The organism is Phycicoccus flavus, assembly GCF_004025965.2.
Taxonomy (GTDB): Bacteria; Actinomycetota; Actinomycetes; order Actinomycetales; family Dermatophilaceae; genus Phycicoccus; species Phycicoccus flavus.
In genome coordinates, this window is the sequence record NZ_SAYU02000018.1 from 21,052 (window position 1) to 46,590 (window position 25,539).

Consider the following 25,539-nt stretch of genomic DNA (forward strand, 5'->3'; position numbering starts at 1 on the left):
GCCCGTCAGTCCGCAGGGCGCACCGGGTCGTGGAGCCCCCGGAGCATCCCCCGCAGCGAGCTCTGGACGAGCAGCAGCATCCAGGCCCCGACCGCCGCGACGGGCACGGTGACGAGCCACCAGCCGAGACGCGGACCGTCGCCCGCCGGACGGATCCACGGGAAGCCCAGCATGCTGACGACCACGACGGCGAAGACCGCGCCCTCGAACAGGCCGGCGCTCATCCAGTAGCGGCGCCAGCCCGGCCGGTCCTCGAGGTAGTCGCTCCAGTGGTACCGCCCCGACGCGCACAGCAGGTCCCGGTCGCGCAGGTCGGCCCGCACCACCCGCCGCCGGAACCAGCCTCCGAAGCCACCCACGACGCTCCCTCCGACGACCGCGACGACCGCGACGGGCCGGTCAGGCCTGCGGACGCAGGACCGGGGCCAGCCGGTCGAGCACGGACGGGTCCTCGATCGTCGCGGGGACCGCCGGGGTCTTGCCGTCGGCCATCTCGCGCATCGTCTTGCGCAGGATCTTGCCCGAGCGGGTCTTCGGCAGCGCGGGGACGATGTCGACCTGCTTGAGACTGGCGACGGCGCCGACCTCGTCGCGCACCCGCTGGACGAGCTCGGAGCGGATCCGGTCGCCGTCGGCCTCGATGTCCACCGACCCCTTGACGACGACGAGCCCGCGCGGCACCTGCCCCTTGAAGTCGTCGGCGACGCCGATGACCGCGCACTCGGCGACGGCGGGGTGGCCGGCCAGCGCGGCCTCGATCGACCCGGTCGACAGCCGGTGCCCGGCGACGTTGAGCACGTCGTCGGTGCGGCCCATGACGTAGAGGTAGCCGTCCTCGTCGACGAGCCCGCCGTCGCCGGTGAGGTAGTGGCCCTCGTACACCGACAGGTACGACGCGACGTAGCGCTCGTCGTCCTGCCACAGGGTCGGCAGGGTGCCCGGGGGCAGCGGCAGCCGGATGGCGATGGCGCCCTCGGTCCCCGGCGGGACGGGCTCGCCGCGCTCGTCGAGGACGCGCACGTCGTAGCCCGGCACCGGGACCGACGGCGAGCCGGCCTTGATCGGCATCGGCTCCAGGCCGCGCAGGTTCGCCGCGATCGGCCAGCCGGTCTCGGTCTGCCACCAGTGGTCGACGACCGGCACGCCGAGCGTCGTCGTCGCCCACTCGTAGGTGTCGGGGTCGAGGCGCTCACCGGCGAGGAACACCGTCTCGAGCCGCGACAGGTCGTGACCGGCGAGCAGCGCCCCCGCGGCGTCCTCCCGCTTGATCGCCCGGTAGGCCGTCGGCGCCGTGAACATCGCCTTGCAGCCGTACTCGGCGCAGACCCGCCAGAACGCGCTCGCGTCCGGCGTGCCGACCGGCTTGCCCTCGTAGAGGACGGTCGTCGCCCCGGTGAGCAGCGGCGCGTAGACGATGTAGGAGTGGCCGACGACCCACCCGACGTCGGAGGCGGTGAAGAAGGTGTCGCCGGGGCCGATGTCGAAGACGTTCTCCATCGACCAGCGCAGCGCCACCGCGTGCCCGCCGTGGTCGCGGACGATGCCCTTGGGCCGCCCGGTGGTCCCGGAGGTGTAGAGGACGTAGAGCGGGTCGGTGGCCTCGACGTCGACGCAGTCGGCGGGCTCGGCGCCCTCCAGCGCGTCGTCCCAGGTCAGCTCCCGCCAGGGGGTGTCGTCGCGCAGGTCGGCCGGTGACTGCTCCCGCTGGAGCACGACGAGGGCGTCCGGCACGTGGCTGCTGCGCTCCAGGGCGCCGCGGAGCATCGGGAGGTAGTCGACGACCCGGGTCGGCTCGATGCCGCAGGACGCCGAGAGGACGACGACCGGCTGCGCGTCGTCGATCCGGGCGGCGAGCTCGGCCGGGGCGAACCCGCCGAAGACGACGGAGTGGACGGCACCGATGCGGGCGCAGGCCAGCATGGCGACGACGGCCTCGGGGACCATCGGCATGTACACGATGACCCGGTCGCCGGGCGCCACCCCGAGCCGGCGCAGGGCGCCCGCGACGAGCGCGACCCGCTCCTGCAGCTCGGCGTAGGTGACCGTCGCCTTCGTGCCGGTGACGGGGGAGTCGTAGTGCAGCGCCGCCTGGTCGCCGCGGCCGTCGCGCACGTGCCGGTCGACGGCGTTGAAGCACGTGTTGAGCCGGCCGCCGCGGAACCACCGGTAGAACGGCGGGTTCGAGTCGTCGAGGACGCTTGTGGGCTCGGTGCTCCACTCGACCGCCCGGGCGGCCTCGCCCCAGAAGCCCTCGGGGTCGGACAGGGACCGCTGGAATGCCGCTGCGTAGGCGCCGGTGCTCATGCCCCCATCGTCGTCGGCGGAGGGCGGCGGGACCAGGGTCCGGGACGAGAACCGTCCGACCGGCGGGCCTCGCCGGGCGGCGGTCGATCCCCCCGCGCGGACCCGTCGAGCGCCGGCCGGGACCCGTTCGAGTGGCCGATGTCGCCGAGCGTGACTAAGTTACCTACTACTCGACAACGACGTGAACGAGTCACACATGGAGGACCCGTGTCCCGGACGACCACCCGCCGTACCACCCTCTCCGGAGCGCTCGCCCTGGCGTTCGCCGGTGCCACCGCCCCCTGGGCCGACGCCTCCGGCCGCCGCCCCGACGACGGCCGAGTCCGCGGCTGGGTCACCTCGACCCTGGCCCGGATGACCCTGCACGAGAAGGTCGGCCAGCTCTTCGTCCAGCAGGTCTACGGCAGCGACGCGACCACCCCGGACGCCCGCAACCTGCCGCTCTACGGCGTGCGGACGCCCGCCGAGGTCGTGCAGAAGTACGCGCTCGGCGGCGTCATCTATTTCGCCTGGACCGACAGCGTCCAGGACCCCGAGCAGATCCTCGGCCTCTCCAACGGCCTCCAGCGGGCCGCCCTGTCCCGTGACTCCAAGGTCGAGGTGCCGCTGACGCTCAGCGTCGACCAGGAGCAGGGCATCGTCACCCGCATCGGTCCGCCGGCCACGCAGTTCCCGGGCGGCATGGCCCTCGGCGCCGGCCGCAGCGCCGAGGACGCCCGCACCGCCGCCGCCATCACGGGCATGGAGCTCAAGGCGATGGGCCTGACGACGGACTTCGCCCCGGTGTGCGACACCAACGTCAACCCGCTGAACCCGGTCATCGGCACCCGCTCGTTCTCCTCCGACCCGGCGCTCGCCGCCGAGCTCGCCGCCGCGCAGGTCAGGGGCTACCAGGAGGACGGCGGCGTGATGTCGTCGGCCAAGCACTTCCCCGGCCACGGCGACACCGCCACCGACAGCCACGTCGCCTTCCCCGTCATCACCCACACCCGCGCGGAGTGGGAGAGCATCGACGCCCCGCCCTTCGAGGCCGCGATCGCCGCCGGCATCGACATGGTGATGACCGCCCACCTGGCCTTCCCGGCCCTCGACGACTCCGGCGACCCGGCCACCCTCAGCCACCCCATCCTCACCGGCGTCCTGCGCGAGGAGCTCGGCTTCGAGGGCGTCATCATCACCGACTCCCTGGAGATGCAGGGGGTGCGCGACCGCTACGGCGACGCCGAGGTCCCGGTCCGCGCCCTGCTGGCCGGCGCCGACCAGCTGCTCATGACCCCGGCGATGGACGAGGCCTTCGACGCCGTCGTCGCCGCCGTCCGCTCGGGCCGAATCACGAGGGCCGCGCTCGACGAGAAGGTCGCGCGGGTCCTCACCCTCAAGGCCAGGCGCGGCCTGGTCAAGGACGCCATGGCCGACCCGGGCGCGCTGTGGGACGTCGTCGGCATCCCCGCGCACCTGGCCGCCGCCGACGCGGTCTCGGACCGCACCACGACCCTGGTCCGCAACGACGACGCGGTGCTGCCCCTGGACGCCGCGGGCGCCGACCTCCTCGTCACCGGCTACGGGGTGTCGACGACGGCGACCCTGGCGGCGGCGCTGGAGGAGCAGGGCGCCACGACCACCGTGCGGCAGACCGGCACCTCGCCGTCCGACGCCCAGATCGCGGCGGCGGTGGCCGCTGCCGCCGGCCGCGACGCCGTGGTCGTCACGACGATGAAGGCCTGGACCTCGGCGCCGCAGCAGAGGCTCGTGGCCGCGCTGCGCGAGACCGGGGTGCCGGTGGTCGTCGTCGCCGTCCGCGACCCCTACGACGTCGCCTACCTCGGCGACGCCCCGACGTACCTGGCCACGTACAGCTACAGCCCGGTGGCGCTCGAGGCCGCCGCCCGGGTCATCGCCGGGGCCGTCTCGCCCACCGGGAAGCTGCCGGTCGACATCCCCGTCGCCGGCGACCCCGACACCGTCCTCTACCCGTTCGGCTTCGGCCTCGGCTACTGAGCCGGGCCACCGCTAGGAGATCCGTCATGACCCTCGACCGCCGCCAGCTCTTCACCGTCTCCGCCGCCTCCGCCGCCGGGGTGGCCGCCACCGCCGCCGCCGCTCCCGGCGCCTGGGCGGCGGGGGCCTCGACCCCGATGCCGAAGCGTCCCGTCACCCCCGGCGCCGACCGGGCCGCCGCCGACGGGTGGTCCGTCCTCGCCGGGCGCAAGGTCGGCGTCGTCACCAACCCGACCGGCATCCTGCAGAACCTGCACAGCGTCGTCGACGAGATGGTCGCCTCCGGCGCCGTCGACGTGCGGGGCGTGTTCGGGCCCGAGCACGGCTTCCGCGGCACCGCGCAGGCCGGCGACTCGGAGGGCACGTCCACCGACGAGCGCACCGGCGTCACCGTGTACGACGCCTACGGCGCCAGCGTCGCCACGTTCGAGTCGATGATGCGCGACGCCGGCGTCGACACCGTCGTCTTCGACATCCAGGACGTCGGCGCCCGGTTCTACACCTACATCTGGACGATGTACACGGCGATGCGGGCGGCCGTCCGCGCCGGCGCCGCGTTCGTCGTCCTCGACCGGCCGAACCCCGTCGGCGGCACCGCCCGCGGCCCGATGATGACGCCGGAGTACACCTCCGGCGTCGGCGCCAAGGAGATCGTCCAGGCGCACGGCATGACCGTCGGCGAACTCGCGCGGTTCTTCGACGGCGAGTTCCTCACCGCCGACGAGGGCGAGCGGCTCTCCTCGCTCGAGGTGGTGCAGGTCAAGGGCTGGCGCCGGGACGTCACCTTCGAGGGCACCGACCTCCAGTGGGTCATGCCGAGCCCGAACATGCCGACGCCGGACACCGCGCTGGTCTACCCCGGCACCTGCCTGTTCGAGGGGACGAACCTCTCCGAGGGGCGCGGCACGACCCGCCCGTTCGAGCTCGTCGGGGCGCCGTGGGCGGACTTCCGCTGGGCCGAGCGGCTCGCCGGACGCGACGTCCCGGGCGTCGCCTTCCGCGAGGCGTACTTCACCCCGACCTTCAGCAAGCACCAGGGCGCGGTCTGCAGCGGCGTCCAGGTGCACATCGAGGACCCACAGGCGGTCGACGGCCCGCGCCTCGGAGCGGAGATGCTCGTCGCCGCGAAGGCGCTCTACGGCAGCGACTTCGCCTGGCGCAAGGACAGCTGGGACGCCGCCCGCCCCTACTGGGTCGACAAGCTGACCGGCAGCCCGCGCCTGCGGACGATGGTCGACGCCGGCGCCTCGGCCGACGAGGTCGTCGGCGCGTGGCGGGCCGAGCTCGCCGACTTCGTCGCCACCCGTGAGCAGTACCTCCTCTACGGCGGGCCGACGCGATGAGGCGCTCCCTCGCGGCCGTCGCCGCGGTGGCCGGGCTGCTGGCCTCGGGCGTCGCGGCCGCCGGACCGGCCACCGCGCACGACTTTGACCGCCCGGAGAACGGATTCATGCCCGCCAACACCGTCCTGCAGGACGCCCCGCCGCGCAGCGTCGGCCTGGACCCGGCGCCCATCGCGACGGCGACGGCGCAGATCGACGGCTTCGAGGAGCCGCAGGCGAACGGCCACCCGATGTACGCCGGGGCCGTCGGGCTCATGGGGCACGACGGCGCGGTCGTCGCGCGCCACCACAGCGGGTACGCCCTGCGCTACGCGGACGCGAGCACCGAGCTGCCGCGCGAGCAGTGGGTCCCGATGCGCGACGACACCGTCTTCGACCTGGCGTCGGTGAGCAAGCTCTTCACCTCGCTCGTCACCGTCCAGCTCATCGAGCAGGGCGAGGTCGACCTCGAGGCGCCGGTGGCCACCTACCTGCCCGAGTTCGCGGCGAACGGCAAGGAGGACGTCACCGTACGGATGCTGCTCACGCACACCTCGGGGTTCACCTCGTGGCTGCCGCTCTACAGCCGCTACCCCGACGAGGCGTCACGGATCCAGGCCGTCATGGACCAGCCGCCGACGAACCCGCCGGGCTCGACCTACCTCTACAGCGACCTCAACCTCATCACCCTCGGGGTCCTCGCCGAGCGGGTCACCGGGCAGAGCCTGGACGTGCTCGTGCACGACCGGATCACCGCGCCGCTCGGGATGGACGACACCGGGTACAACCCGACCGACCGGCAGCGGACGGCCGCCACGGAGTACCAGGCCACCCCGCCCCGCGGGCTCGTCTGGGGCGAGGTGCACGACGAGAACGCCTGGTCGCTCGGCGGGGTCGCCGGGCACGCCGGGGTGTTCTCGACGGCCGACGACCTGGCCGTCCTCGCGCAGACCCTGCTCAACGGCGGCACGTACGACGGCGCGCGCATCCTCGACCGTCGCAGCGTCGAGCTGCTCGTCACGAACTTCACCGAGGCCTTCCCGGGCGACGCCCACGGCCTCGGCTTCGAGCTGGACCAGCGCTGGTACATGGACGCCCTCTCCGGACCGCGCACCGCGGGCCACACCGGGTACACCGGCACCTCGATCGTCATCGACTTCGCGAGCCGCTCGTTCGCGATCCTGCTCACCAACCGGGTGCACCCCTCGCGCAGCTGGGGCAGCAACAACGAGGCCCGTCGCGCCTGGGCGCACGGGCTGGCCGCCGCCATGCCCATCGCGCCGCGCCACGGCGCGAGCGCCTGGTACACCGGCGACGAGAACGCGACGACCTCGACGCTCACCGCGCCGGTCGCCGTGCCGGCGGGAGGTGCCCGGCTCGGGTTCGACCTGCTGCTGGACACCGAGACCACCGACCGGCTGCACCTGGAGACCTCGGCCGACGGCGGCGCGACGTGGACCGCCCTGCCGGTCGAGGTGCGCGACCGCGGCGAGACCACGACGGCACCGGACGGCGTCGTCTCCGGCACCTCCGAGCGGCGCTGGACGCAGGCGCGGGCCGACCTGCCCGCCGGCGACCTGCTGCTGCGCTGGCGGATGGAGACCGACGGTGCCTACCTCGGCCGCGGGGTCGTCGTCGACGGGGTGAAGGCCACGGCACCGGCCGGGGTCGTCCTCGACGGCGAGCGCCGCCCGGGGGTCTTCGTCGCCGAAGGCTGGAGCGTCCTGCGCCGCGACGCCTAGGGTCGGCGCATGACCAGCAGTCCCGCCGACGGGTCCCCCTCGCTCCTCGTCCGGCTCCGCGGGCTCCGTCCGTCGCTGTCGCCGGCCGAGGACCGGGTCGCCGAGCAGGTGCTCGCCGACCCGGGGGCGGCCTCGGACCTCACGATCTCCGAGCTCGCCGTCGCGGCCTCGACCTCGGAGACGACGGTGCTGCGGTTCTGCAAGCGGCTGGGGCTGCGCGGCTACCCGCAGCTGCGGCTCGCGCTGGCGGCGGCCGGCGCGGGCCCGCGGTCGGCGACGGCCCCGAGCACCGACATCAGCGCCGGGGACAGCGTCGACGACGTCATCACCAAGGTCGCGTTCGCCGACGCCAGCGCCGTCGAGGAGACCGCGCAGACCATCGACCGGGACGCCCTGTCGGCGACGGCCGCCGCCATCGCCGCCGCCGGCCGGGTCGACGTCTACGGGATCGGGGCCAGCGCGCTCGTCGGCATGGACCTCCAGCAGAAGCTGCACCGGATCGGCTCGATGTGCTTCTCCTGGAACGACCCCCACATCGCCCTCACGAGCGCCACCCTGCTGCGGCCCGGAGACGTCGCCATCGGGATCTCGCACTCGGGGACGACGACCGAGACCATCGAGGCGCTCGCCCTGGCCCGCGAGCGGGGGGCGACGACGGTGGCGCTGACCAACTTCCCGCTCTCCCGGCTCGCCGCCGACGCCGACCACGTCCTGGCGACGGCGGCACGGGAGTCGAGCCTGCGCTCGGGGGCGACGGCGAGCCGGATCGCCGCCCTCACCGTCGTCGACTGCCTCTACATCGCCGTCGCGCAGCACGACCTGCCCCGGGCCGAGGAGGCCGTCGAGGGGACCCGCCGGGCCGTGGCGGGCCACCACGTCCGCCACTGACGCCCGCCCCGCCGGCCGCCGGTCGTGAACCGTTCACACGATTGACGCTGGTTGCGTAGGAAAGTACCATCGGGCCGGTGAGCATCGAGACCGTCCTCGCGCCGACCGAGCAGCGTCACCCCGGGACCGAGGGGATCGACACCCTCGACACCCTGGACCTGCTCCGGGTCATCAACGACGAGGACGCCCGGGTCGCCACCGCCGTGCGCGCGGTCCTGCCCGTGCTCTCCCGCCTCGTCGACGCCGCCGTCGACGCGGTCCGGGCCGGGGGCACCGTCCACTACGTCGGCGCTGGCACCTCGGGCCGGCTCGCCGTGCTCGACGCCGCCGAGCTGCGGCCGACCTTCAACACCCCGCCCGGGCTCGTCGTCGCGCACCACGCCGGGGGCGCCGAGGCGATCGTGCGGGCGGTCGAGGACGTCGAGGACGACGCCGGCCAAGGCCGGGCCGACCTCGACGCCGTGGGCGCCCGGGACGTCGTCGTCGGGCTCACCGCGTCCGGCCGCACGCCCTACGTCGGCGGCGCGCTGCGACTGGCGGGCGAGCGCGGCGCCGTCACCGCGCTCGTCACCTCGAACCCCGGCTCCGTCCTCGCCCCGCTGGCCGACCACCTGCTCGTGCTCGACACCGGCCCGGAGGTCGTCACCGGCTCGACGCGGCTCAAGGCGGGCACGGCGCAGAAGATGGTCCTCAACGCCTTCTCCACCGCCGTCATGGTCCGGCTCGGGCACACCTGGTCAAACCTCATGGTCGACGTCGTCGCGACGAACGCGAAGCTGCGCGGCCGGGTCGTGCGGATCCTGCGCGAGGCCACCGGCGCCTCCGAGGAGACCGCGCGCCGGGCCCTCGAGCAGAGCGGCGGAGAGCTCAAGCCCGCCCTCGTCGCCCTGCTCGCCGAGGTCGAGCCCGCCCGGGCCCGCGCCGCGCTGAACGCCGGGAACGGGTCGGTGACGCGCGCCCTCGGCGCCCTGCCCCGGCCCATCGTGACCAACATGTGAATTTCTCACGGTTGCGGCCACAGCGCCGTGGCTTTAGCGTCAGCGGTGAGCGATCCCGAGCGGACCCGCTCACCTCGCGTCACCCGACCCGACCGTCTCCGCTCAGCCGTCAGGAGCCCCTCGTGCCGACCGTCCCCCCGGCCCAGCTGGTCGACGACTACGCCCGCGAGGTCACCTCGCGCCTGGACCGCCTCACGGCGCTCGCCCGCGACGGCGGCCTGGACGCGGCGGTCGAGATCGTCGCGGACGCCGTCGCCGCCGGCGGCGTCGTCCACGCCTTCGGCACCGGGCACTCCGAGGCCTTCGCCATGGAGGTCGCCGGCCGGGCCGGCGGGCTCATCCCGACCAACCGGGTGGCGCTGCGCGACACCGTGCTGCGCGGCCACCACACCGTCGACGAGCTCTACGGCTCGCCGCCGCTGGAGCGCGACCCGGACATCGCCGCCGACCTCTTCGCCACCGTGACCCGCGAGCCCGCCGACGTGTTCGTCGTCGCCTCCAACTCCGGCGTCAACGGCTCGGTCGTCGGACTCGCCCTGCTGGCCCAGGAGGCCGGCCACCGGGTCGTCGCGGTGACGAGCCTGGAGCACACCGCCGCCGTCGAGCCCAAGCACCCGAGCGGCCGCCGGCTGTCCGAGATCGCCGACGTCGTCATCGACAACACCGCCCCCTACGGCGACGCGACGCTCACCGCCCTCGGCGACGTCACCGTCGGCGCGGTCTCGTCGATCACCTCCGCCTACATCGCCCAGCTCCTCACGGTGCTGGCCTCCGCGCGGCTGGTCGAGCGCGGGCAGGAGGCGCCCCTGTACGTGTCCGCCAACGTCCCCGGCGGCGACGACCACAACCGTGCGCTCGAGGAGCGCTACGGCGACCGCATCCGTCGCGGCGCCTGAGCCAGCACCCCGCCGGCCCGGACCGTCCGGGCCGGCAGCACTCCCGGAGAGGACTCCCATGACACACCCCGAGACCCCGACCCCGACGGGCCGTCCCGTCCAGCGCCGCACGCTGCTGCGCGCCGTGAGCGCCGCCGGCCTGCTGACGCCGCTCGGGGCGTCCCTGGCCTCGTGCGCGGCGTCCGGCTCCGGGTCGGACAGCGGCACGACGACGTCGGCCGCGAACACCGGCGACCCGAAGAACCCGTTCGGCGTGGCCCCCGACTCCACCGTCGACGCCGTGATCTTCGACGGCGGGTACGGCACCGACTACGCGTCGTTCGCGGCCAAGACCCTCGAGGGCGAGCAGCAGGGCGTCACCGTCAAGGTGAGCGGCACGACCCAGATCGCCCAGGAGCTGCAGCCGCGGTTCGTCGGCGGCAACCCGCCGGACATCATCGACAACAGCGGCGCCAACGCCATCGGCCTGTCCGCCATCGCGAGCCAGCTCGAGGACCTCCAGCAGGTCATCGACGCCCCGAACCTCGAGGGCACGAAGATCGCCGACACCCTCTACCCGAACGTCCTCGGCGTCGGCATGTACGACGGCAAGCTCGCCGCGGTCAACTACGTCCTCACCGTCTACGCGCTCTGGTACTCCAAGACGCTCTTCGACGACAACGGGTGGGCCCCGCCGAAGACCTGGGACGAGGCGCTGGCGCTCGGCGCCGAGGCCAAGAAGCAGGACAAGTACCTCTTCACCTGGGGCAAGGAGGCGGCGTCGTACTACCTGACGATGCTGCTGGACTCCGCCATCAAGAGCGGCGGCGACGAGGTGCGCCTCGCGGTGGCCAACCTCCAGCCCGACGCCTGGAGCAACCAGGCCCTGCTGGACACCCTGGCCAAGATGGAGGAGGTCGTGAAGCAGGGCTACATGCGCCCCGGCGGCGCCGGCACCCAGTTCACCGCCGCCCAGGCCCAGTGGAGCCAGGCCCAGGAGGCGCTGCTCTACCCCTCGGGATCGTGGATCGAGAACGAGATGAAGAACGCGACGGCCAAGGACTTCACGATGACCGGCGCCCCGGCGCCCACCGTGACGGACAGCCCGAGCATGCCGTACGAGGCGATCAACAACACCCCGAACGAGCCGTACGTCGTCCCGAGCAAGGGCAAGAACACCGCGGGCGGTCTCGAGATGCTGCGGGTCATGCTCTCGACCGAGGCGGCGACGAACTTCGCCAAGACCAAGCTCGCCCCGACCATCGTCTCCGGCGTCGTCCCGAAGGACGCGTTCGGCTCCTCGGCGCTGGCCTCGCAGGTCGCGATGCTCGAGGGCGCCGGCACGAACACGTTCTCGTACAACTTCGTCGCCTACTACGGCATGACCGCCGACGTGAACGTCCTCTTCAACAGCTTCCTGTCCGGCTCCTCCGACGCCAAGACGCTGGCCGCCGGCATGCAGAAGATCTCGGACAAGATCCGGGAGGACGACTCGGTCACCAAGGTCCAGGTGTCCTGATGACGACGGCCGACCCGGCCCCGACCGGGGCGCTCGCCGTCGACGAGCCGTCGTCGCCGTCGCCCCGGAGGACCCCGCGGCGCGGTCGCCGCCGCTGGGACCTGGACCGGGTCAGCCTCGTCGCGGTCTTCCTCGGGATCCCGTTCACGTTCTACGTGCTCATGGTCCTCTACCCCTTCACCCAGGCGGCGTACTACTCGCTCACCGGGTGGTCGGGGTTCAGCCCGACGCAGCCGTTCGTCGGCCTCGACAACTACGTGCGGCTGGCCCAGGACGACGGCTTCATGAGCGCCCTGGGCAACAGCCTCACCCTCCTCGTCGTGGTGCCCGCCGTGACCATCGTCGCCAGCTTCGCCCTCGCGGTGCTCGTGACGTTCGGCGGGCCCACGTCGGGCGGGGTCCGGGGGCTGCGCGGGTCGGGCGTGTACCGGGTCGTGTCGTTCTTCCCGTACGTCGTGCCCGCCATCGTCATCGGCATCATCTGGAGCCAGGTGTTCAACCCGGCGAACGGGCTGCTCAACGGGCTGCTCACCCTCGTCGGGCTCGACCGCTTCCAGGACTTCGCGTGGCTCGGCGACGCCTCGACGGCCATGCCCGCCTCGATCGTCGTCATCGTGTGGGCCTTCATCGGCTTCTACATGGTGCTGTTCGTCGCGGCCATCCGCAGCATCGACCTCGAGCTGTTCGAGGCCGCCCGGCTCGACGGCGCCGGCCGGTTCCGCACCGCGCTGCACGTCGCGGCGCCGGGCATCGCCGGCAGCGTGCGGACCGCGTACGTCTACATGGGCATCCTCGCCCTCGACGCGTTCGTGTACATGCAGGCGCTCAACCCGACCGGTGGCCCCGAGGGCTCGACGAAGGTCGTCACCCAGGAGATCTACGAGACAGCGTTCACCCGGGGGCAGTTCGGGCTGGCCTGCGCGATGGGCGTCGTGCTCGCCGTCGTCACGCTCGTCTTCACCGCCCTCGTGTTCGCCGTCGTGCGGCTCGTGCGCGGCTCGGACGGGAGGACGGCATGAGCGCGGCGACCGGGACGAACGCGCCGGCCGGCACCCGGGCTCCCAGCGGCGGGCCGGTGCGCCACCGCGACGGACGCGGCGAGCGGGCCGTCACCGTCTCCTCGCACACGGTGCTCACGGTGTGGAGCGTCCTGGTCATCGCGCCGCTGCTGTGGACGCTCATGTCGTCCTTCAAGACGACCCAGCAGATCTTCGCCTCGCCGTTCTCGCTGCCGACCTCGCTGCAGTGGGAGAACTACGTCAACGCCTGGACGCTCGCGGGCATCGGGACCTACTTCGTCAACTCGGTCGTCGTCGTCGCCGCGGCGCTGTTCCTCACGATGCTGCTCGGGGCCATGTCGGCGTACGTCCTCGCCCGCTTCGACTTCCCCGGCCGCGAGGTCGTGCGGACGCTCATCGTGTCCGGGCTGACCTTCCCGATCTTCCTCGCCGTCGTCCCGCTGTTCTTCATCCTCCAGCAGGCCGGACTCCTCAACACGCTGCCCGGGCTCGTCGCCGCGTACACGGCCTACGCCTACCCCTTCACCGTGTTCTTCCTCGTGAGCTTCTTCGAGGAGCTGCCGCGCGAGGTCGCCGAGGCCGCGGCCATCGACGGCGCGAGCGAGTGGCGCACCTTCTTCCAGATCATGCTGCCGATGGCGCGGCCGGGCATGGCGTCGGTCGTCATCCTCAACTTCGTCGGGCTGTGGAACCAGTTCCTCCTGCCCGTGGTCCTCAACACCGACCAGGAGAACTACGTCCTCACCCAGGGCATGGCCTCCTTCGCGTCCCAGGCCGGCTACTCCGTCGACTTCGGCGCCCTCTTCGCCGGTGCGGTGACGACGATCGTCCCCGTCCTCGTCGTCTACCTCGTCTTCCAGCGGCGGCTGCAGGGCTCGGTCGTCCAGGGGAGCGTCAAGTGAGGCCCGGCCCCGCGGGCGCGGGGCGGGGACCGGCGGCGTGACCCCGGGGCCCGGGGGGGACGGGGGCGGCGTGCCCCCGGGCGAGGGCGACCTCGTCGTCGGGGTCGACGCGGGCGGCAGCACCACCCGCGCCGTCGTCGCCCGGCTCGACGGCACCTGCCTGGGGTGGGCCCGCGGCCCCGCCGGCAACCCGACCTCGTCGGGGCCGGAGCGGGCGCACGACGCCATCACGACGACCGCGGCGCGGGCGCTGGCCGGCGCGGACGCCGACCTGGGGCGCGTCCGGCTGCTCGTCGTCTGCCTGGCCGGTGCCCAGCAGTTGCTCACCCCGGCCACCGTCGCAGCGCACTGGGGCCACCCCGCCCTCGCGCCGCGGGTCGCCGTGGCCGGCGACATCCTCGCCATGTTCCGCTCGGGCGGGCCCGAGGCCTCCGGCGCCGCGGTCGTCGCCGGCACCGGGTCGGTCGCCGCCCGGGTCGAGCGCGGCGCGCTGGCCCGGACGGTCGGGGGCACCGGCTGGCTGCTCGGGGACGGCGGCTCGGGGTTCGCCATCGGGCGGGCGGTGGTGCGGGCGGTGCTCGCCGCGCTCGACGGCTTGGGTCCGGAGACCGCCCTGACGCCGCTGCTGCTGTCCGGGCTCGGCCTCGACGACGAGCGCGAGGTGGCGCACGACGCCCGGCCCGTCGTCGTCACCCGGCTCATGGGGCGGCTCTACGCCGAGCCGCCGGTCGGCCTGGCCCGGCTGGCCCCGACGGCCTTCGCCGCGTCCTCCGCCGGGGACGCCGTCGCCGCCGCGATCCTCGACGACGCCGAGCGGCGGCTGGCGACCCTCGTCGACACCGTGCGGACCGGGCCCGACGACGAGCCGCTCGTCCTCGGCGGCAGCGTGCTGCACCAGGTCCTCGCCCGGTCCGGGGACGGACCGCTGCGGGCCGCCCTCGCCGGGGCGACCGTGCGCACGGCGGCCGACGGGGCCCTCGGGGCGACGGCCGAGGCGCTGGCTCGGCTGGCCGGGACGGACGGGGAGGTCCCCGCCGACGCCCACGCCCGGCTCACCGCGACCCTGGCCGAGGTCCGCGCCCGGGTGTCCTCGTGAGGCCGCGGCGCCTCTCGCGCATCGTCGAGATGGTGGGCGGAGCGGGCCACGTCACCGTCGCCGAGGTCTGCGCCGCGCTGGAGGTCTCACCCGCCACCGCCCGCCGCGACCTCGACGCCCTGGCGGAGCAGCGGCTGGTCCGGCGCACCTACGGGGGCGCGTCGGCGCTGGTGCCGCTCGGCGGTGGGTCGCCCCCCGGCGGCCGGGCGGAGGGGGAGTCGGGGGCACGGCTCGCGCGCCGGGCCACGGCGCTGGTGCCCCCGGGGTCCACCGTCGGCCTCGGCGGCGGGGCGGTCACCGTGGCCGTCGCCCGGGCCCTGGCCGTGGCCGACGGGGTCGTCGTGGGCGCCGGCGGCGGACTCACCGTCGTCACCGACGCCCTCGACGTCGCCTACGAGCTCGCCGCCCGGCCGCACGTCCACGTCGTCGTCACCGGCGGCAGCGTCCGGCCGCGCTCGCTGCGGCTCGTCGGGCCGGCCGCCGTCGCCGCCGTGCGCGAGGTCGTCCTCGACGTCGCCATCCTCGGCGTCGACGGGGTGCACCCGCGCTTCGGCACGACGACGGCGGACGCCGACGAGGCGCAGGTGGGCCGGGCCCTCGCGGCGGCGGCGCACCGGGTGGTCGTCGTCGCCGGAGGTGGGGCGCACGGCGTCACCGGTCCGCAGCGGCTGCTGCCCCTCGACGAGGTCGACGTGCTCGTCACCGACGCCGCGCCGGCGGGCCCGCTGGCGGAGGCGCTGGCCGCGTCGGGGGTCGAGGTCCTGCTCGCCTGACGGCGTCCCCGGCGCAGGAAACCCCCGGGGCGCGTGCTCCCGGGGGTCCTGGTCGGCGGAGGATGCGGGATTTGAACCCGCGAGGGGTTTCATCCCCAACACGATTTCCAATCGTGCGCACTAGGCCACTATGCGAATCCTCCGCCGAGGAGGCTACCCGAGCGGCGCCACGGACCCGAAATCGCCCGGGACGTCGACATGGCGTCGCCGACGGTGTCACCATCACGGCATGGACCAGGGGGAGGGCGCCGGGGGGCGCGGGCCGACGACCACCGACGAGCCGCGGCCGCAGCCGCCGGCCCGCCGGCCGCCTGCGTGGTTCTGGCGTCCGACGCCGGGGCTCCCGGACGCCGGGCCGCGCGACCGCGGCACCAGCGACCGGGTCTTCGGCGCGGTCATGGTCCTCCTGTGGGTGGCCTGGCTCGTCGCGACCACGCTCACCCAGCCCCGGCTCGTCACGCCGGACCGGTTCGAGGCCGACCTCGCCGCCGGACGGGTCGTCGCCGCGCAGGTCGTCGACCTGCGCTCCCCGGGTGCCGGCGACGCCACGTGGAGCTGGTCGAGGACCGTCGTCCTCGACGCGGTCCCGGACGGCGGGGTCGACGTCTCCACCGGGGACACCGGCTCCGGCGGGAGCGGTGAGCGGGCGTTCGCCTACCGCGTCGGCGGGGTCTTCGCGCCCCTGCGCATCGTCGACCCGTCGACGTCCGCCGAGGCGCCGCGGGCGCTGCTCGACCGGGTGCGGGCCGCCGGGGTCGGCGACGGAGGCGCCGGCGGGGCTTCGTGGCTGCCGGACCGGCACGCGAACTGGCCGGTCTGGGCGGCCTTCCCGCTGACGCTCATGGCGCTGGGCTCGATCATCGCCGGACCCGCCCCGACCCGCGGCACGCGCTGGTTCTGGGTCTGGCTCGTGTGGGTGACGATGGGCGTCGGGGTGCTCGCCTACGCGCTGCTCGAGCAGCTGCGGCCCGCGCCACGTCGCGGGGAGCCCGGGGCGCCACGCCGCTGGACCGGGGTCGTCGGGTTCCTGCTCATGCTCCTCGCCGGGCGGCTGCTGGCCGCGGCCGGCACCGGGCTCGCCGACTCGACGCACTGGCTCTGGCTCGTCCGCCCAGGCTGAGGTCCCCGCGGCGCCCTCGGGCGCGTTCGGATTTCCGGTCGGGGGACGCTCACCCGTACCATCGAGTCCGGCACCCCGCGTGGTGGTACCTCACTGAACTCCCCCAGGGCAGGAATGCAGCAAGGGCAGGTGGGCTCTTCCAGGTACGCGGGGTGTCCCCGTGCCCGGCCCCGAACCTGCCGCCGGCAGGGGTGGTGGGGTCAGCGGGTGGTCGCGGGGGTCGGCTGCTGGGTGTCGTCGGGGTGCGCCTCGCCCGGACCGCACACGCCGCCGCAGCCTCCGGCGCCGCACCCGCAGCCCGCGGCCTCGGCCACGGGCTCGTCGGCCGCCGCGCCCGACCCGCAGGCGCCGCCGCAGCAGCCCCCGCCGCATCCGCCGCCGGCGACCTCCTCGGGCTCGGTGCCCTGCAGGTCCCAGACCTGGCGGACGGCCTGCAGCAGCACCTCCACCGGCTGGGCGCCCGTGACGCCGTACTTCTGGTCCAGGACGAACATCGGGACCGAGGTGATGCCGATCTGCCCGGCCAGCGCCTCGTCGGTGCGCACGTCGATGCCGAAGTCGTCGGAGCCCAGCACGGCGCGCACGGCCTCCTCCTCGAGCCCGGCCTCGACGGCCAGCCGGACGAGCGTCTCGTGGTCGCCGATCGACGCGCCCTCGGAGTACCAGGCGCGCATGACGCGGGTGGTGACCTCGTCCTCGCGCCCGACCGAGCGGGCGTAGTGGGTCAGCCGGTGGGCGTCGTAGGAGTTGCCGCCGACGAGCCTCTCCCACTGGAAGTCGAGCCCCACCTCGGCGGCGTCCTGCGCCATCCGGGTGTGCTGGTCGGCCATCTGCTCCGGGGAGGTGCCGTACTTCGCCGCGACCCGCTCGACCTGCGGACGGTCGTCGACGGCCGGGGCGTTCCGGTCCAGCTGGAAGCTGTGCCAGACGACGTGCGTGGAGTCGGCGTGCTCGAACTGCTCGAGGGCGAGCTCGAGATGGCGCCGTCCCAGGTGGCAGAACGGGCACAGGATGTCGGTCCAGACGTCGATACGCACCCCTCCAGGGTAGGCGACGCCCCCGACGGCCCCCGCCGGTCAGTCCCGGTGCGCGACCGCGGCCCGGGACAGCGCGCGCGACGCCAGCCCGCTCAGGGCCCCGACCGCGACGACGACGACGAGGGCGGCGGGGACCACCGGCGCCCCGTGCGCCACGCCGGCCACCCGGACGACCGCGAGGGTGCCCGCGGCCACCGCGAGCACGACCGGCCAGGCCAGCCAGACCACGAGCACCTGCGGACCGGCCTCAGGCAGCAGGGCGAGCTCGGGCGGGAGCACCCGGAAGGCCGCCACCCACTGGGCCGCGAGGCACACCGCCGCCAGGGCCGGGACCGCGACGACCGCCGCCGCGACGGTGCCGCCGTCCGGGTCCGCGACGGCCGACCAGCCCGCCAGCGTCGCCCCGGCGACGAGCAGCGCGAGCCCGCCCGGCACCACCGAGTGCGCCACCGCCTCCCGGGCCACCGACCCGCCGAGCAGCCGCGGGGAACCGAGGGTGTCGCCGAGCAGCCGGAGGCCCTCGGCCCAGACGCCGACGCCGCCCTGCCACACGAGCACCGCCACTGCGGCGCCGAGGACGGGGGCGGAGGGCTCGGCCAGCACCCACGCCAGCCCGGACGAGCCGGCGACGACGAGCGCGCCGCCGGCCACGAGCAGCACCGGCTGGCGTCGCAGCCCGAGGACGTCCCGGGCGACGACGGTGCGCACGGGCCCTCGTGAGCGCAGCCGCCACCGCCGACCCCGCCGCACCGGCGACGCGGCCTCGAGCCGCAGCGCGCGGGGGTCCCCGGCCAGCACCGCCCCGCCGAGCCGCGAGGACCGCGCGCTGTGCGCCCGCAGCCCCTCGAGCCCGAGGGCCCGCAGCGCCCGACCGGGGCGGACGGCGAGGGCCGGCGCGGCCGCGGCCGGGTGCCGGTCCCCGGCCGGGTCGCCGGCCACCTGGCCGGCCAGCCACACGAGCGCGAGCAGCACGCCGTACCCGCCGCCCCCGACCAGCCCGACGACGGCCGTCACCGGACCCGCCGCGCCGCCACCCCACAGCGCGGCGCCGACCACCCCGCCGAGCACCGTCCCCACGGCGATCAGGCCCGTCCACGGCAGCAGCCACGCCTCGCGCAGCGCCAGCCGCCGGTCCACCGGCGACGCGACGACGAGGTCGACCCAGGCCAGGTCCGGGGTCACCGGCCCACGGCGTCGCCCCGCGAGCCGGACGAGCGCCACCACGGCGACCGCGGCGAGCGCGAGCGCCACCCGGGTGGGGACGACGAGGCCGTCCGCCGCCCAGCGCGGACCGACGACCTCGACGAGCGCCCGCAGCACCGTGAAGCCGTACAGGCCGGCGAGGATCGACACGACGTAGACGACGTACAGCAGCTGGCGCCAGGCCCCGGAGCCGCCGGGGCCGTGGAGCACGTGCTCGGCGTCGCGCAGCCGCTCGCGGCCGGGGCCGGCCGGCGGCTCGTCGGCGCTCACGGGTACCGCCCGTCCTCCCGGACCTCGAGCACCGCGTCGGCGGCCGCGGCGGTGACGTCGGGGTCGTGGCAGGCCATGAGGACGGTGACGCCGCCGGCGCAGCGCTCGCGGACGAGGTCGGCGAGGCGGGCGCGGCGGTCGTCGTCGAGACGCTGCTCGGGCTCGTCGAGCAGCAGCAGCCGGGCCGGGCGGAACCAGGTGAGCGCGAGGTGGAACAGCTGGCGCTGGCCGGAGGAGAGCTCGTGGGTGAACCGGTCGGCCAGGCCCTCGACCCCGAACCGGGCCAGCGCCTCCTCGACCCGGTCGGCGCAGGTGTCGGGGTCGCGGCCCCACGTCGCGTCGACGAGGACGAGGTGGTCGGCGAGGGTGAGGTCGCGGTAGGTGGCCGGCGGGCCGAGGAGCGCCGCGACGGCGTCGCGCGTCCACGGGTCGCGCTCGTCGGCGGGGCGGCCGTCCAGCGTCACGGCGCCCTCGGTCGGGGCGGTGACGCCGGCGACGAGCCGCAGCAGCGTCGTCTTCCCGGCGCCGTTGGGGCCGCGCAGCACGGTGCAGGTGCCCGGCTCCACGCGCAGCGAGACCGGCCGCAGGAGCACGGCGCCGTCCACCGCCTTCGCCGCTCCGGCGACCTCGACACGCACGCCCGCCGCGGTCCCGCTCACGGCCGACAGCCTCTCACCCGGGGCCCGTCCACAGCCGAGGACGGCCGTTCCCCGGTGTCCGGGCCCGGCACTAGGGTCGGGTGGGTGAGCACCGCCCTGTACCGCCGCTACCGGCCCGAGACGTTCGCCGACGTCATCGGGCAGGAGCACGTCACCGAGCCGCTCATGCAGGCGCTGCGCACCGGCCGGGTCGGGCACGCCTACCTGTTCTCCGGCCCCCGCGGCTGCGGCAAGACCACGAGCGCCCGCATCCTCGCCCGCTGCCTCAACTGCGAGCAGGGCCCGACGCCCACGCCCTGCGGCACCTGCGACTCCTGCGTCGCGCTGGCCCGGGGCGGGCCGGGGACGGTCGACGTCATCGAGATCGACGCCGCCAGCCACGGCGGCGTCGACGACGCCCGCGACCTGCGCGAGCGCGCGTCCTACGGACCGGCGCAGAGCCGCTTCAAGATCTACATCATCGACGAGGCCCACATGGTCACCTCGCAGGGCTTCAACGCCCTGCTGAAGATCGTCGAGGAGCCGCCCGAGCACGTGAAGTTCGTCTTCGCCACGACCGAGCCCGAGAAGGTCATCGGGACCATCCGCTCGCGCACCCACCACTACCCGTTCCGGCTCGTGCCGCCCGCCCGGCTCAGCGACTACATGGAGTCGCTGTGCGAGAAGGAGGGGGTGCGGGTCGCGCCCGGCGTGCTGTCCTTCGTCGTCCGCGCGGGCGGGGGGTCGGTCCGCGACTCGCTGTCGGTGCTGGACCAGCTCATCGCGGGGTCCGGGGACGACGGCCTCACCTACGAGTCGGCGGCGGCGCTGCTCGGCTTCACCGACTCCGAGTTGCTCGACGCCACCATCGAGGCCCTCTCGGCCGGGGACGCCGCCGCGGTCTTCCGGGCCATCGACCGGGTCGTCGAGACCGGGCTCGACCCGCGCCGCTTCGTCGAGGACCTGCTCGAGCGCCTGCGCGACCTCATCGTCGTCGCCGCGGTCCAGGAGGGGGCCGGCCAGGTGCTGCGCCACCTGCCCGAGGACCAGCTGGAGCGGATGCGCCGCCAGGCCGCCGGGTACGGCGCGGGCGCGCTGTCCCGGGCCGCCGACGTCGTCAACGCCGGGCTCACCGAGATGACCGGGGCGACGGCGCCCCGGCTGCAGCTCGAGCTCATCGCCGCGCGGATCCTCCTCCCGGGGGCCGCGGGCGAGGCCGGGTACGCCGCCCGCCTGGACCGGCTGGAGCGGCGGCTCGAGGTCGGCGGGGTCCCCTCGCCCGCCGCGGCGCCCTTCCGGCCCGCGACGAGCCCGCCGCCGGTGAGCGCGCCCGCGGCGAGCCCGGTACCGCCCACCCCGGCACCGGCCCCCGCCGCTGCGCCGGCCGACCCGACCGCACCGTCATCGGCGCCGCCGGCGGCGGGCGAGCCGACCACACAACCGGACCCCGAGCCGTCCCCTGCGCAGGACCGGCCGACGGCCGCGACCTCCGGGTCACCGACCCCGGTGGCCGCCGAGGCGCCGTCCTTCGAGGCCCCGCCCGCCGCGGACCCGCCGCCGGCCGCGGACCCGCCGCCGGCCGACCCGCCCGCGCGCGGCCCCGGCGGCATCGACACCGACGCCCTGCGCCGCTCCTGGCCCGACGTCCTGGCCAAGCTCTTCGAGATGCGGCGCGGCACCTGGACGCTCGTCTCCCAGAACGCGCAGGTGGGCCAGTACGACGGCTCGCTCCTCGTCCTCACCCTCACCACCGCGGGGCTCGCCGAGGCGTTCCGCAAGGGCGCGCACGCCGAGTACGTGCGTCAGGCGCTCATCGACGTCCTCGGCGTCGACGCCCGCGTCGAGGGGCGTCCCGGCGACGGCCCGCCGCCCGGTGGGCGGCCCGCCGCCGACCCCGGACCGCCCGCGGGCGACCCCGGGCCCCCGCCGCCGGAGCCGCCGGACCGGTCCGACACCCGGACGGGCGGCGGTGCCGCCCCGGGCCGGGCCGACGGGCCCGCGGACCGCGACCGCAGCGGGCCGACCGGCGGCGACGAGGGCGCCGCACGGGCGGAGGCCGTGGGCGTCGCGTCGTCCGGCCCGCCGCGGACGGCCGCCCCGAGCTGGTCCGAGGCGCCGCCCCCGCCGGACTCCGGGCCGTCGTGGGCGAGCCCGCTGGAGCAGGCCCGGGCCGAGGTCGCCCGGGAGTCGGAGCAGGAGCAGGGCCGCGCCCCGCGGGTCGTCGACGACACGGCGATCAGCGACGACGACGAGTCGATCGAGGAGCTCACCGACGTCGGCGTCCCCGTGGTCCAGCGCATCCTCGGCGGCACGGTCATCCGCGAGGACCCGCAGTGAGCCGTCTGGCCTACCGGGCCGGGCACCTGGCCGTCGCGCCGCTCGCCATGCTGCTCTGGCGCCCGACCGTCACCGGTCGCGAGAACGTCCCGCGCGAGGGCGGGGTCATCCTCGCGAGCAACCACCTGTCCTTCATCGACTCCTTCGCCATCCCCATCGTCGCGCCGCGGCCGGTGAGCTTCCTCGCCAAGTCCGACTACTTCACGGGGACCGGGCTCGGCGGAGCCGTCCGGCGCGGCTTCTTCGAGGCCATCGAGTCGATCCCCGTCGACCGGCACAGCTCGCGCGCCGCCCAGGAGTCGCTCGACGCCGCCCTCGAGGTGCTGCGGGCCGGGCGCGCGTTCGGCATCTACCCCGAGGGCACCCGCTCGCGCGACGGCCGGCTCTACAAGGGGCGCGCCGGGGTCGCCTGGCTGGCGCTGACCGCCGGCGTGCCCGTCGTCCCGGTGGGCCTGGTCGGCACCGACCGGGTCCAGCCCGTCGGCAGCAGCTTCCCGCGCCCGGCCACGGTGCGGGTCTCCTTCGGCACCCCGATCCGGCCCGAGCCGTACGCGGACGAGCCGGCCGGCAAGGCCCGCCGCCTGCTCACCGACGAAGTCATGGACGCCATCGCCGGGCTCACCGGGCAGGAGCGCGCGGACACCCACAACGAGCTGCCGCCGGAGTCCTCGGGGGCCGCGGTCGGGATCTGAGGGCCCGGGGGATACCCTGGGGAGGTATCCGAACCCCCGGCGAGAGGACCGACATGAGCACCCAGCAGTTCCAGGCCACCGGGCTGACCTGCGGGCACTGCGCCCACGCCGTCACCGAGGAGCTCACCGCCCTCGACGGTGTCACCGACGTCGCGGTCGACGTCGTCGCCGACGGCACCTCGACCGTCGCGGTCACCGCCGAGCGCGAGCTCGGCACCGACGAGGTCGCCGCGGCGCTCGACGAGGCCGGCGACTACGCGCTCGTCGGCGCCTGAGGCCGTAGGCTCGGGGCGTGTACGAAGGCGCGGTCCAGGACCTCATCGACGAGCTCGGCAGGCTGCCGGGCGTGGGTCCCAAGAGCGCCCAGCGCATCGCCTTCCACCTGCTCCAGGCCGACCCGGCCGACGTCGAGCGACTGACCCAGGCCCTGGCCGAGGTCAAGGCCCGGGTCCGCTTCTGCGAGGTGTGCTTCAACGTCGCCGAGGCCGAGCGCTGCCGGATCTGCTCCGACCCGCGGCGTGACGAGACGGCGATCTGCGTCGTCGAGGAGCCCAAGGACGTCGTCGCCATCGAGCGCACCCGCGAGTTCCGCGGCCGCTACCACGTGCTCGGCGGCGCGATCAGCCCCATCGACGGCGTCGGCCCGCAGGACCTGCGCGTCCGCGAGCTCGTGGCCCGGCTCGGCGACAGTACGGTGCAGGAGGTCATCATCGCCACCGACCCCAACCTCGAGGGTGAGGCGACCGCCAGCTACCTGTCCCGGATGCTGCGCGACATCGGGGTGCCGCGGATCAGCCGGCTCGCCTCGGGGCTGCCGGTGGGCGGCGACCTGGAGTACGCCGACGAGGTGACCCTGGGACGCGCCTTCGAGGGGCGGAGGCTGCTCGATGCCTGACGCCACGGACGCCGCGGCCACCACGCCGGGCCCGGACGAGGTCCCCGCCGACTGGGCGGCCCTGGCCGAGGAGACCGCCGCCGACGCCCGCACCTACCTCGGGACACTGCGCGACGTCGCGTCGGGCGCGCTGCCGGACGCCTCCCTGCCGATGCTGCTGCTCGCGCTCTCGCAGGTCCTCGTGGCAGGGGCCCGGCTCGGCGCCGTCGAGGACGTCGTCCCCGAGGAGCGTTTCGAGCCCGACACCCCGGACCCCGAGCTCGTGCCGCTCCAGGACGCGCTGGCCAACCTGTTCGAGGGCCTCGACGAGTACGCCGACGTCGCCGACCCGCTCACCACCCCGGAGCTCACCGTCGGCTCGGTCTCCGGCGACCTCGTCCACGTCGCCGCCGCGCTGGCGCACGGCCTGGACCACCACGACGCCGGCCGGACGTTCGAGGCGCTGTGGTGGTGGCAGTTCAGCTACCTCTCGGTCTGGGGCGAGCGCGCGGCGTCGGCGCTGCGGGTCGTGCAAACCCTGCTCGCGCACGTCCGGCTCGACGCCGACGAGGACACCGTGTCCGAGGCGGAGTTCGACGCCCTCCACCCCTGACCCGCCGGGCCGCCGCGCGTCAGGGGGCCGGGGGAGCGGCGCGCGGTGCTCGAGCGACGGTCAGTCGTCGTCCTCGGCGGGGAGCTCGCCGGACTCGACGGCCTCCTTGATGACGTCGCCGGCGTCCCAGTCGTTGGCGTGCATGGCCGCCACGACGTCGCCGTCGCGCAGCCAGAAGGCGCGGAACTCGCGGTCCTCCAGGCTGCCCCGCACGACGACCTCGTCGTCCGCGCCGGCGTGGCCGACGTACTCCATCCCGAGGTCGTACTGGTCGCTGAAGAAGTACGGCATCTCGTCGTACTCCTCCTCGGCGCCGGCGAGGTTGTGCGCCGCGACCTTGGCCTGCTTGATGGCGGTGTCCCAGTGCTCGACCCGGATCCGCCGGCCCAGCGCGGGGTGGGCCTGGTTGGCGATGTCGCCGACCGCGTAGACCGACGGCACGGACGTGCGCAGCTGCGCGTCGACGAGCACGCCGTCGTCGACGGCCAGCCCGGCCGCGTGGGCGAGGTCGACGCGCGGCTTGACGCCGATGCCGGCGACGACGACGTCGGCGCCCTCGAGGTCGGCCGGCGTCACCTCGGTGCCGAGGCGCAGGTCGACGCCGTGCTCGCGGTGCAGGTCGGCGAACACCTCGGCGACGGTGGCGCCGAGCACCCGCTGCAGCGGGAGGTCGTCCATCTCGAAGAGCATGACGTCCGACCCGGCCGTGCGCGCCGCGGCCGCGGCCTCGAGCCCGATCCAGCCGCCCCCGACGACGACGACCTTCGTGCCCCGGCCGAACGCGGCCTTGAGCCGCTCGGAGTCCTCGCGGGTGCGCAGGTAGGCGACCGGCACGTCCGCGTCCTCGGCGACGGTGAGGACCCGCGGCTCGGCGCCGGTGGCCAGCAGCAGCCGCTCGTAGGTGAGGTCGCCGCCGGTCGTCGACACGGTGTGCGCGTCGGTGTCGATGCCGGTGACGGTGACGCCCGTCCGCAGGTCGACGTCGTGCTCGGCGTACCACTCGCGGGGGTGCACGAGCGCCTTCTCGAAGGGGTCCTCGCCGAGGAGGAAGGACTTGGAGAGCGGCGGGCGCTCGTAGGGCGGGTGCTCCTCGGACCCGACGAGGACGACGGGCCCGGTGTAGCCGCGGTCGCGCAGCTCGGTGGCGGCGGTGGCTCCGGCGAGCCCTGCTCCGACGATGACGATCGACATGCGCCCGACGCTACGCCGCGCGCCGTCCGCGGTGGGAGTTCGCCGCCGGGACTCCGCCGTCGCCGTCCGAGCTGGCGACCACCCCCGGGGCCCGACACCCCGGTTCGTCCTCGAGACCCCCCGTTCGC

At 75.2% G+C, this 25,539-nt stretch carries 23 protein-coding genes, 1 tRNA gene and 1 other RNA gene; 18 read left to right on the forward strand and 7 right to left on the reverse strand.

Annotated features, from left to right (window positions below; genetic code table 11):
- Positions 1-5 precede the first annotated feature (5 nt).
- The gene (locus tag EPD83_RS07380; protein ID WP_165566410.1) at positions 6-359 is read right to left on the reverse strand and encodes a hypothetical protein; all 354 of its coding nucleotides are present in this window, start codon (positions 357-359) and stop codon (positions 6-8) included.
- A 40-nt stretch (positions 360-399) separates the two neighbouring features.
- Positions 400-2,304: a propionyl-CoA synthetase gene (locus EPD83_RS07385; RefSeq protein WP_128368412.1), complete on the reverse strand. Its 1,905-nt coding sequence runs from the start codon at positions 2,302-2,304 to the stop codon at positions 400-402.
- Positions 2,305-2,511: 207 nt separating this feature from the next.
- Between EPD83_RS07385 and EPD83_RS07390 the strand changes: the two genes are divergently transcribed.
- The 11 genes from EPD83_RS07390 to EPD83_RS07440 all read left to right on the forward strand — a co-directional run bounded on the left by EPD83_RS07390 (position 2,512) and on the right by EPD83_RS07440 (position 15,436).
- Positions 2,512-4,302: a glycoside hydrolase family 3 protein gene (locus EPD83_RS07390; RefSeq protein WP_128367028.1), complete on the forward strand. Its 1,791-nt coding sequence runs from the start codon at positions 2,512-2,514 to the stop codon at positions 4,300-4,302.
- A gap of 26 nt (positions 4,303-4,328) precedes the next feature.
- Positions 4,329-5,645 (forward strand): exo-beta-N-acetylmuramidase NamZ family protein, encoded by a 1,317-nt coding sequence (locus EPD83_RS07395; protein ID WP_128367027.1) that lies wholly within the window; start codon positions 4,329-4,331, stop codon positions 5,643-5,645.
- Positions 5,642-7,366 (forward strand): serine hydrolase domain-containing protein, encoded by a 1,725-nt coding sequence (locus EPD83_RS07400; protein ID WP_128367026.1) that lies wholly within the window; start codon positions 5,642-5,644, stop codon positions 7,364-7,366. Before EPD83_RS07395 ends, EPD83_RS07400 begins: the two co-directional genes overlap by 4 nt.
- Positions 7,367-7,375: 9 nt before the next feature.
- Positions 7,376-8,254, forward strand: coding sequence for a MurR/RpiR family transcriptional regulator (locus EPD83_RS07405; RefSeq protein ID WP_165566411.1), 879 nt, complete (start codon positions 7,376-7,378; stop codon positions 8,252-8,254).
- A 77-nt stretch (positions 8,255-8,331) separates the two neighbouring features.
- Complete coding sequence (murQ, locus tag EPD83_RS07410; RefSeq protein WP_128366181.1) at positions 8,332-9,252, forward strand: N-acetylmuramic acid 6-phosphate etherase; 921 nt, start codon at positions 8,332-8,334, stop codon at positions 9,250-9,252.
- A gap of 122 nt (positions 9,253-9,374) precedes the next feature.
- Positions 9,375-10,148, forward strand: a complete 774-nt coding sequence (locus tag EPD83_RS07415; protein WP_235950398.1) for a sugar isomerase domain-containing protein — start codon at positions 9,375-9,377, stop codon at positions 10,146-10,148.
- Positions 10,149-10,206: 58 nt separating this feature from the next.
- The gene (gene ngcE / locus EPD83_RS07420; RefSeq protein WP_128366182.1) at positions 10,207-11,646 is read left to right on the forward strand and encodes an N-acetylglucosamine/diacetylchitobiose ABC transporter substrate-binding protein; all 1,440 of its coding nucleotides are present in this window, start codon (positions 10,207-10,209) and stop codon (positions 11,644-11,646) included.
- Entirely contained in the window at positions 11,646-12,665 is a 1,020-nt protein-coding gene (locus EPD83_RS07425; protein WP_128366183.1) for a carbohydrate ABC transporter permease, read from the forward strand. Before ngcE ends, EPD83_RS07425 begins: the two co-directional genes overlap by 1 nt.
- Positions 12,662-13,567, forward strand: a complete 906-nt coding sequence (locus EPD83_RS07430) for a carbohydrate ABC transporter permease (RefSeq protein WP_128366184.1) — start codon at positions 12,662-12,664, stop codon at positions 13,565-13,567. The genes EPD83_RS07425 and EPD83_RS07430 overlap by 4 nt, the downstream gene beginning before the upstream one ends.
- Before the next feature lie 70 nt (positions 13,568-13,637).
- Positions 13,638-14,663, forward strand: coding sequence for an N-acetylglucosamine kinase (locus EPD83_RS07435; RefSeq protein WP_164896239.1), 1,026 nt, complete (start codon positions 13,638-13,640; stop codon positions 14,661-14,663).
- Positions 14,660-15,436, forward strand: a complete 777-nt coding sequence (locus tag EPD83_RS07440) for a DeoR/GlpR family DNA-binding transcription regulator (protein ID WP_128366186.1) — start codon at positions 14,660-14,662, stop codon at positions 15,434-15,436. Before EPD83_RS07435 ends, EPD83_RS07440 begins: the two co-directional genes overlap by 4 nt.
- Before the next feature lie 56 nt (positions 15,437-15,492).
- Here the strand turns inward: EPD83_RS07440 and EPD83_RS07445 are convergent.
- Positions 15,493-15,579, reverse strand: a tRNA-Ser gene (locus EPD83_RS07445).
- Between the two features lie 86 nt (positions 15,580-15,665).
- On the opposite strand from EPD83_RS07445, the gene EPD83_RS07450 reads away from it, so the two are divergent.
- Together EPD83_RS07450 and ffs are read left to right on the forward strand one after the other, a co-directional pair.
- On the forward strand, positions 15,666-16,556 hold the full coding sequence (locus EPD83_RS07450; protein ID WP_128366187.1) for a hypothetical protein: 891 nt from the start codon (positions 15,666-15,668) through the stop codon (positions 16,554-16,556).
- 66 nt (positions 16,557-16,622) lie between these two features.
- An RNA gene (gene ffs / locus EPD83_RS07455) (signal recognition particle sRNA small type) lies at positions 16,623-16,719 on the forward strand.
- A gap of 37 nt (positions 16,720-16,756) precedes the next feature.
- On the opposite strand, the gene EPD83_RS07460 is transcribed toward ffs, so the two are convergent.
- The 3 genes from EPD83_RS07460 to EPD83_RS07470 are packed head-to-tail and all read right to left on the reverse strand — an operon-like array spanning position 16,757 to position 19,725.
- Positions 16,757-17,593 carry a DsbA family oxidoreductase gene (locus tag EPD83_RS07460; RefSeq protein WP_128366188.1) on the reverse strand — a complete coding sequence of 279 codons (837 nt, stop codon included), beginning with the start codon at positions 17,591-17,593 and terminating at the stop codon, positions 16,757-16,759.
- A gap of 39 nt (positions 17,594-17,632) precedes the next feature.
- Complete coding sequence (locus EPD83_RS07465) at positions 17,633-19,066, reverse strand: hypothetical protein (RefSeq protein WP_165566412.1); 1,434 nt, start codon at positions 19,064-19,066, stop codon at positions 17,633-17,635.
- Positions 19,063-19,725, reverse strand: a complete 663-nt coding sequence (locus EPD83_RS07470; protein WP_235950399.1) for an ABC transporter ATP-binding protein — start codon at positions 19,723-19,725, stop codon at positions 19,063-19,065. The genes EPD83_RS07465 and EPD83_RS07470 overlap by 4 nt, the downstream gene beginning before the upstream one ends.
- An 84-nt stretch (positions 19,726-19,809) precedes the next feature.
- On the opposite strand from EPD83_RS07470, the gene EPD83_RS07475 reads away from it, so the two are divergent.
- From EPD83_RS07475 to EPD83_RS07495, 5 genes are read left to right on the forward strand one after another with little or no spacing between them, the layout of a single operon-like run.
- Complete coding sequence (locus EPD83_RS07475) at positions 19,810-22,041, forward strand: DNA polymerase III subunit gamma and tau (RefSeq protein WP_165566413.1); 2,232 nt, start codon at positions 19,810-19,812, stop codon at positions 22,039-22,041.
- A 5-nt stretch (positions 22,042-22,046) separates the two neighbouring features.
- Complete coding sequence (locus tag EPD83_RS07480; RefSeq protein WP_407676018.1) at positions 22,047-22,733, forward strand: lysophospholipid acyltransferase family protein; 687 nt, start codon at positions 22,047-22,049, stop codon at positions 22,731-22,733.
- A 53-nt stretch (positions 22,734-22,786) separates the two neighbouring features.
- Positions 22,787-23,008 (forward strand): cation transporter, encoded by a 222-nt coding sequence (locus EPD83_RS07485; RefSeq protein WP_128366601.1) that lies wholly within the window; start codon positions 22,787-22,789, stop codon positions 23,006-23,008.
- A 17-nt stretch (positions 23,009-23,025) separates the two neighbouring features.
- Entirely contained in the window at positions 23,026-23,628 is a 603-nt protein-coding gene (recR, locus tag EPD83_RS07490; protein WP_128366602.1) for a recombination mediator RecR, read from the forward strand.
- Entirely contained in the window at positions 23,621-24,220 is a 600-nt protein-coding gene (locus EPD83_RS07495) for a DUF5063 domain-containing protein (RefSeq protein ID WP_128366603.1), read from the forward strand. Before recR ends, EPD83_RS07495 begins: the two co-directional genes overlap by 8 nt.
- 60 nt (positions 24,221-24,280) lie before the next feature.
- Here the strand turns inward: EPD83_RS07495 and EPD83_RS07500 are convergent, their stop codons facing one another.
- Complete coding sequence (locus EPD83_RS07500; RefSeq protein WP_128366604.1) at positions 24,281-25,411, reverse strand: NAD(P)/FAD-dependent oxidoreductase; 1,131 nt, start codon at positions 25,409-25,411, stop codon at positions 24,281-24,283.
- Positions 25,412-25,539 lie beyond the last annotated feature (128 nt).

What these genes read in the sequence shown, in the direction of transcription:
- EPD83_RS07385 (WP_128368412.1), bottom strand. Translation starts at nt 2,304, where the DNA reads ATGAGCACCGGCGCCTACGCAGCGGCATTCCAGCGGTCCCTGTCCGAC.
- EPD83_RS07395 (WP_128367027.1), top strand. Translation starts at nt 4,329, where the DNA reads ATGACCCTCGACCGCCGCCAGCTCTTCACCGTCTCCGCCGCCTCCGCC.
- EPD83_RS07425 (WP_128366183.1), top strand. Translation starts at nt 11,646, where the DNA reads ATGACGACGGCCGACCCGGCCCCGACCGGGGCGCTCGCCGTCGACGAG.
- EPD83_RS07450 (WP_128366187.1), top strand. Translation starts at nt 15,666, where the DNA reads ATGGACCAGGGGGAGGGCGCCGGGGGGCGCGGGCCGACGACCACCGAC.
- ngcE (WP_128366182.1), top strand. Translation starts at nt 10,207, where the DNA reads ATGACACACCCCGAGACCCCGACCCCGACGGGCCGTCCCGTCCAGCGC.
- EPD83_RS07430 (WP_128366184.1), top strand. Translation starts at nt 12,662, where the DNA reads ATGAGCGCGGCGACCGGGACGAACGCGCCGGCCGGCACCCGGGCTCCC.
- EPD83_RS07500 (WP_128366604.1), bottom strand. Translation starts at nt 25,411, where the DNA reads ATGTCGATCGTCATCGTCGGAGCAGGGCTCGCCGGAGCCACCGCCGCC.
- EPD83_RS07405 (WP_165566411.1), top strand. Translation starts at nt 7,376, where the DNA reads ATGACCAGCAGTCCCGCCGACGGGTCCCCCTCGCTCCTCGTCCGGCTC.
- EPD83_RS07485 (WP_128366601.1), top strand. Translation starts at nt 22,787, where the DNA reads ATGAGCACCCAGCAGTTCCAGGCCACCGGGCTGACCTGCGGGCACTGC.
- EPD83_RS07495 (WP_128366603.1), top strand. Translation starts at nt 23,621, where the DNA reads ATGCCTGACGCCACGGACGCCGCGGCCACCACGCCGGGCCCGGACGAG.
- EPD83_RS07400 (WP_128367026.1), top strand. Translation starts at nt 5,642, where the DNA reads ATGAGGCGCTCCCTCGCGGCCGTCGCCGCGGTGGCCGGGCTGCTGGCC.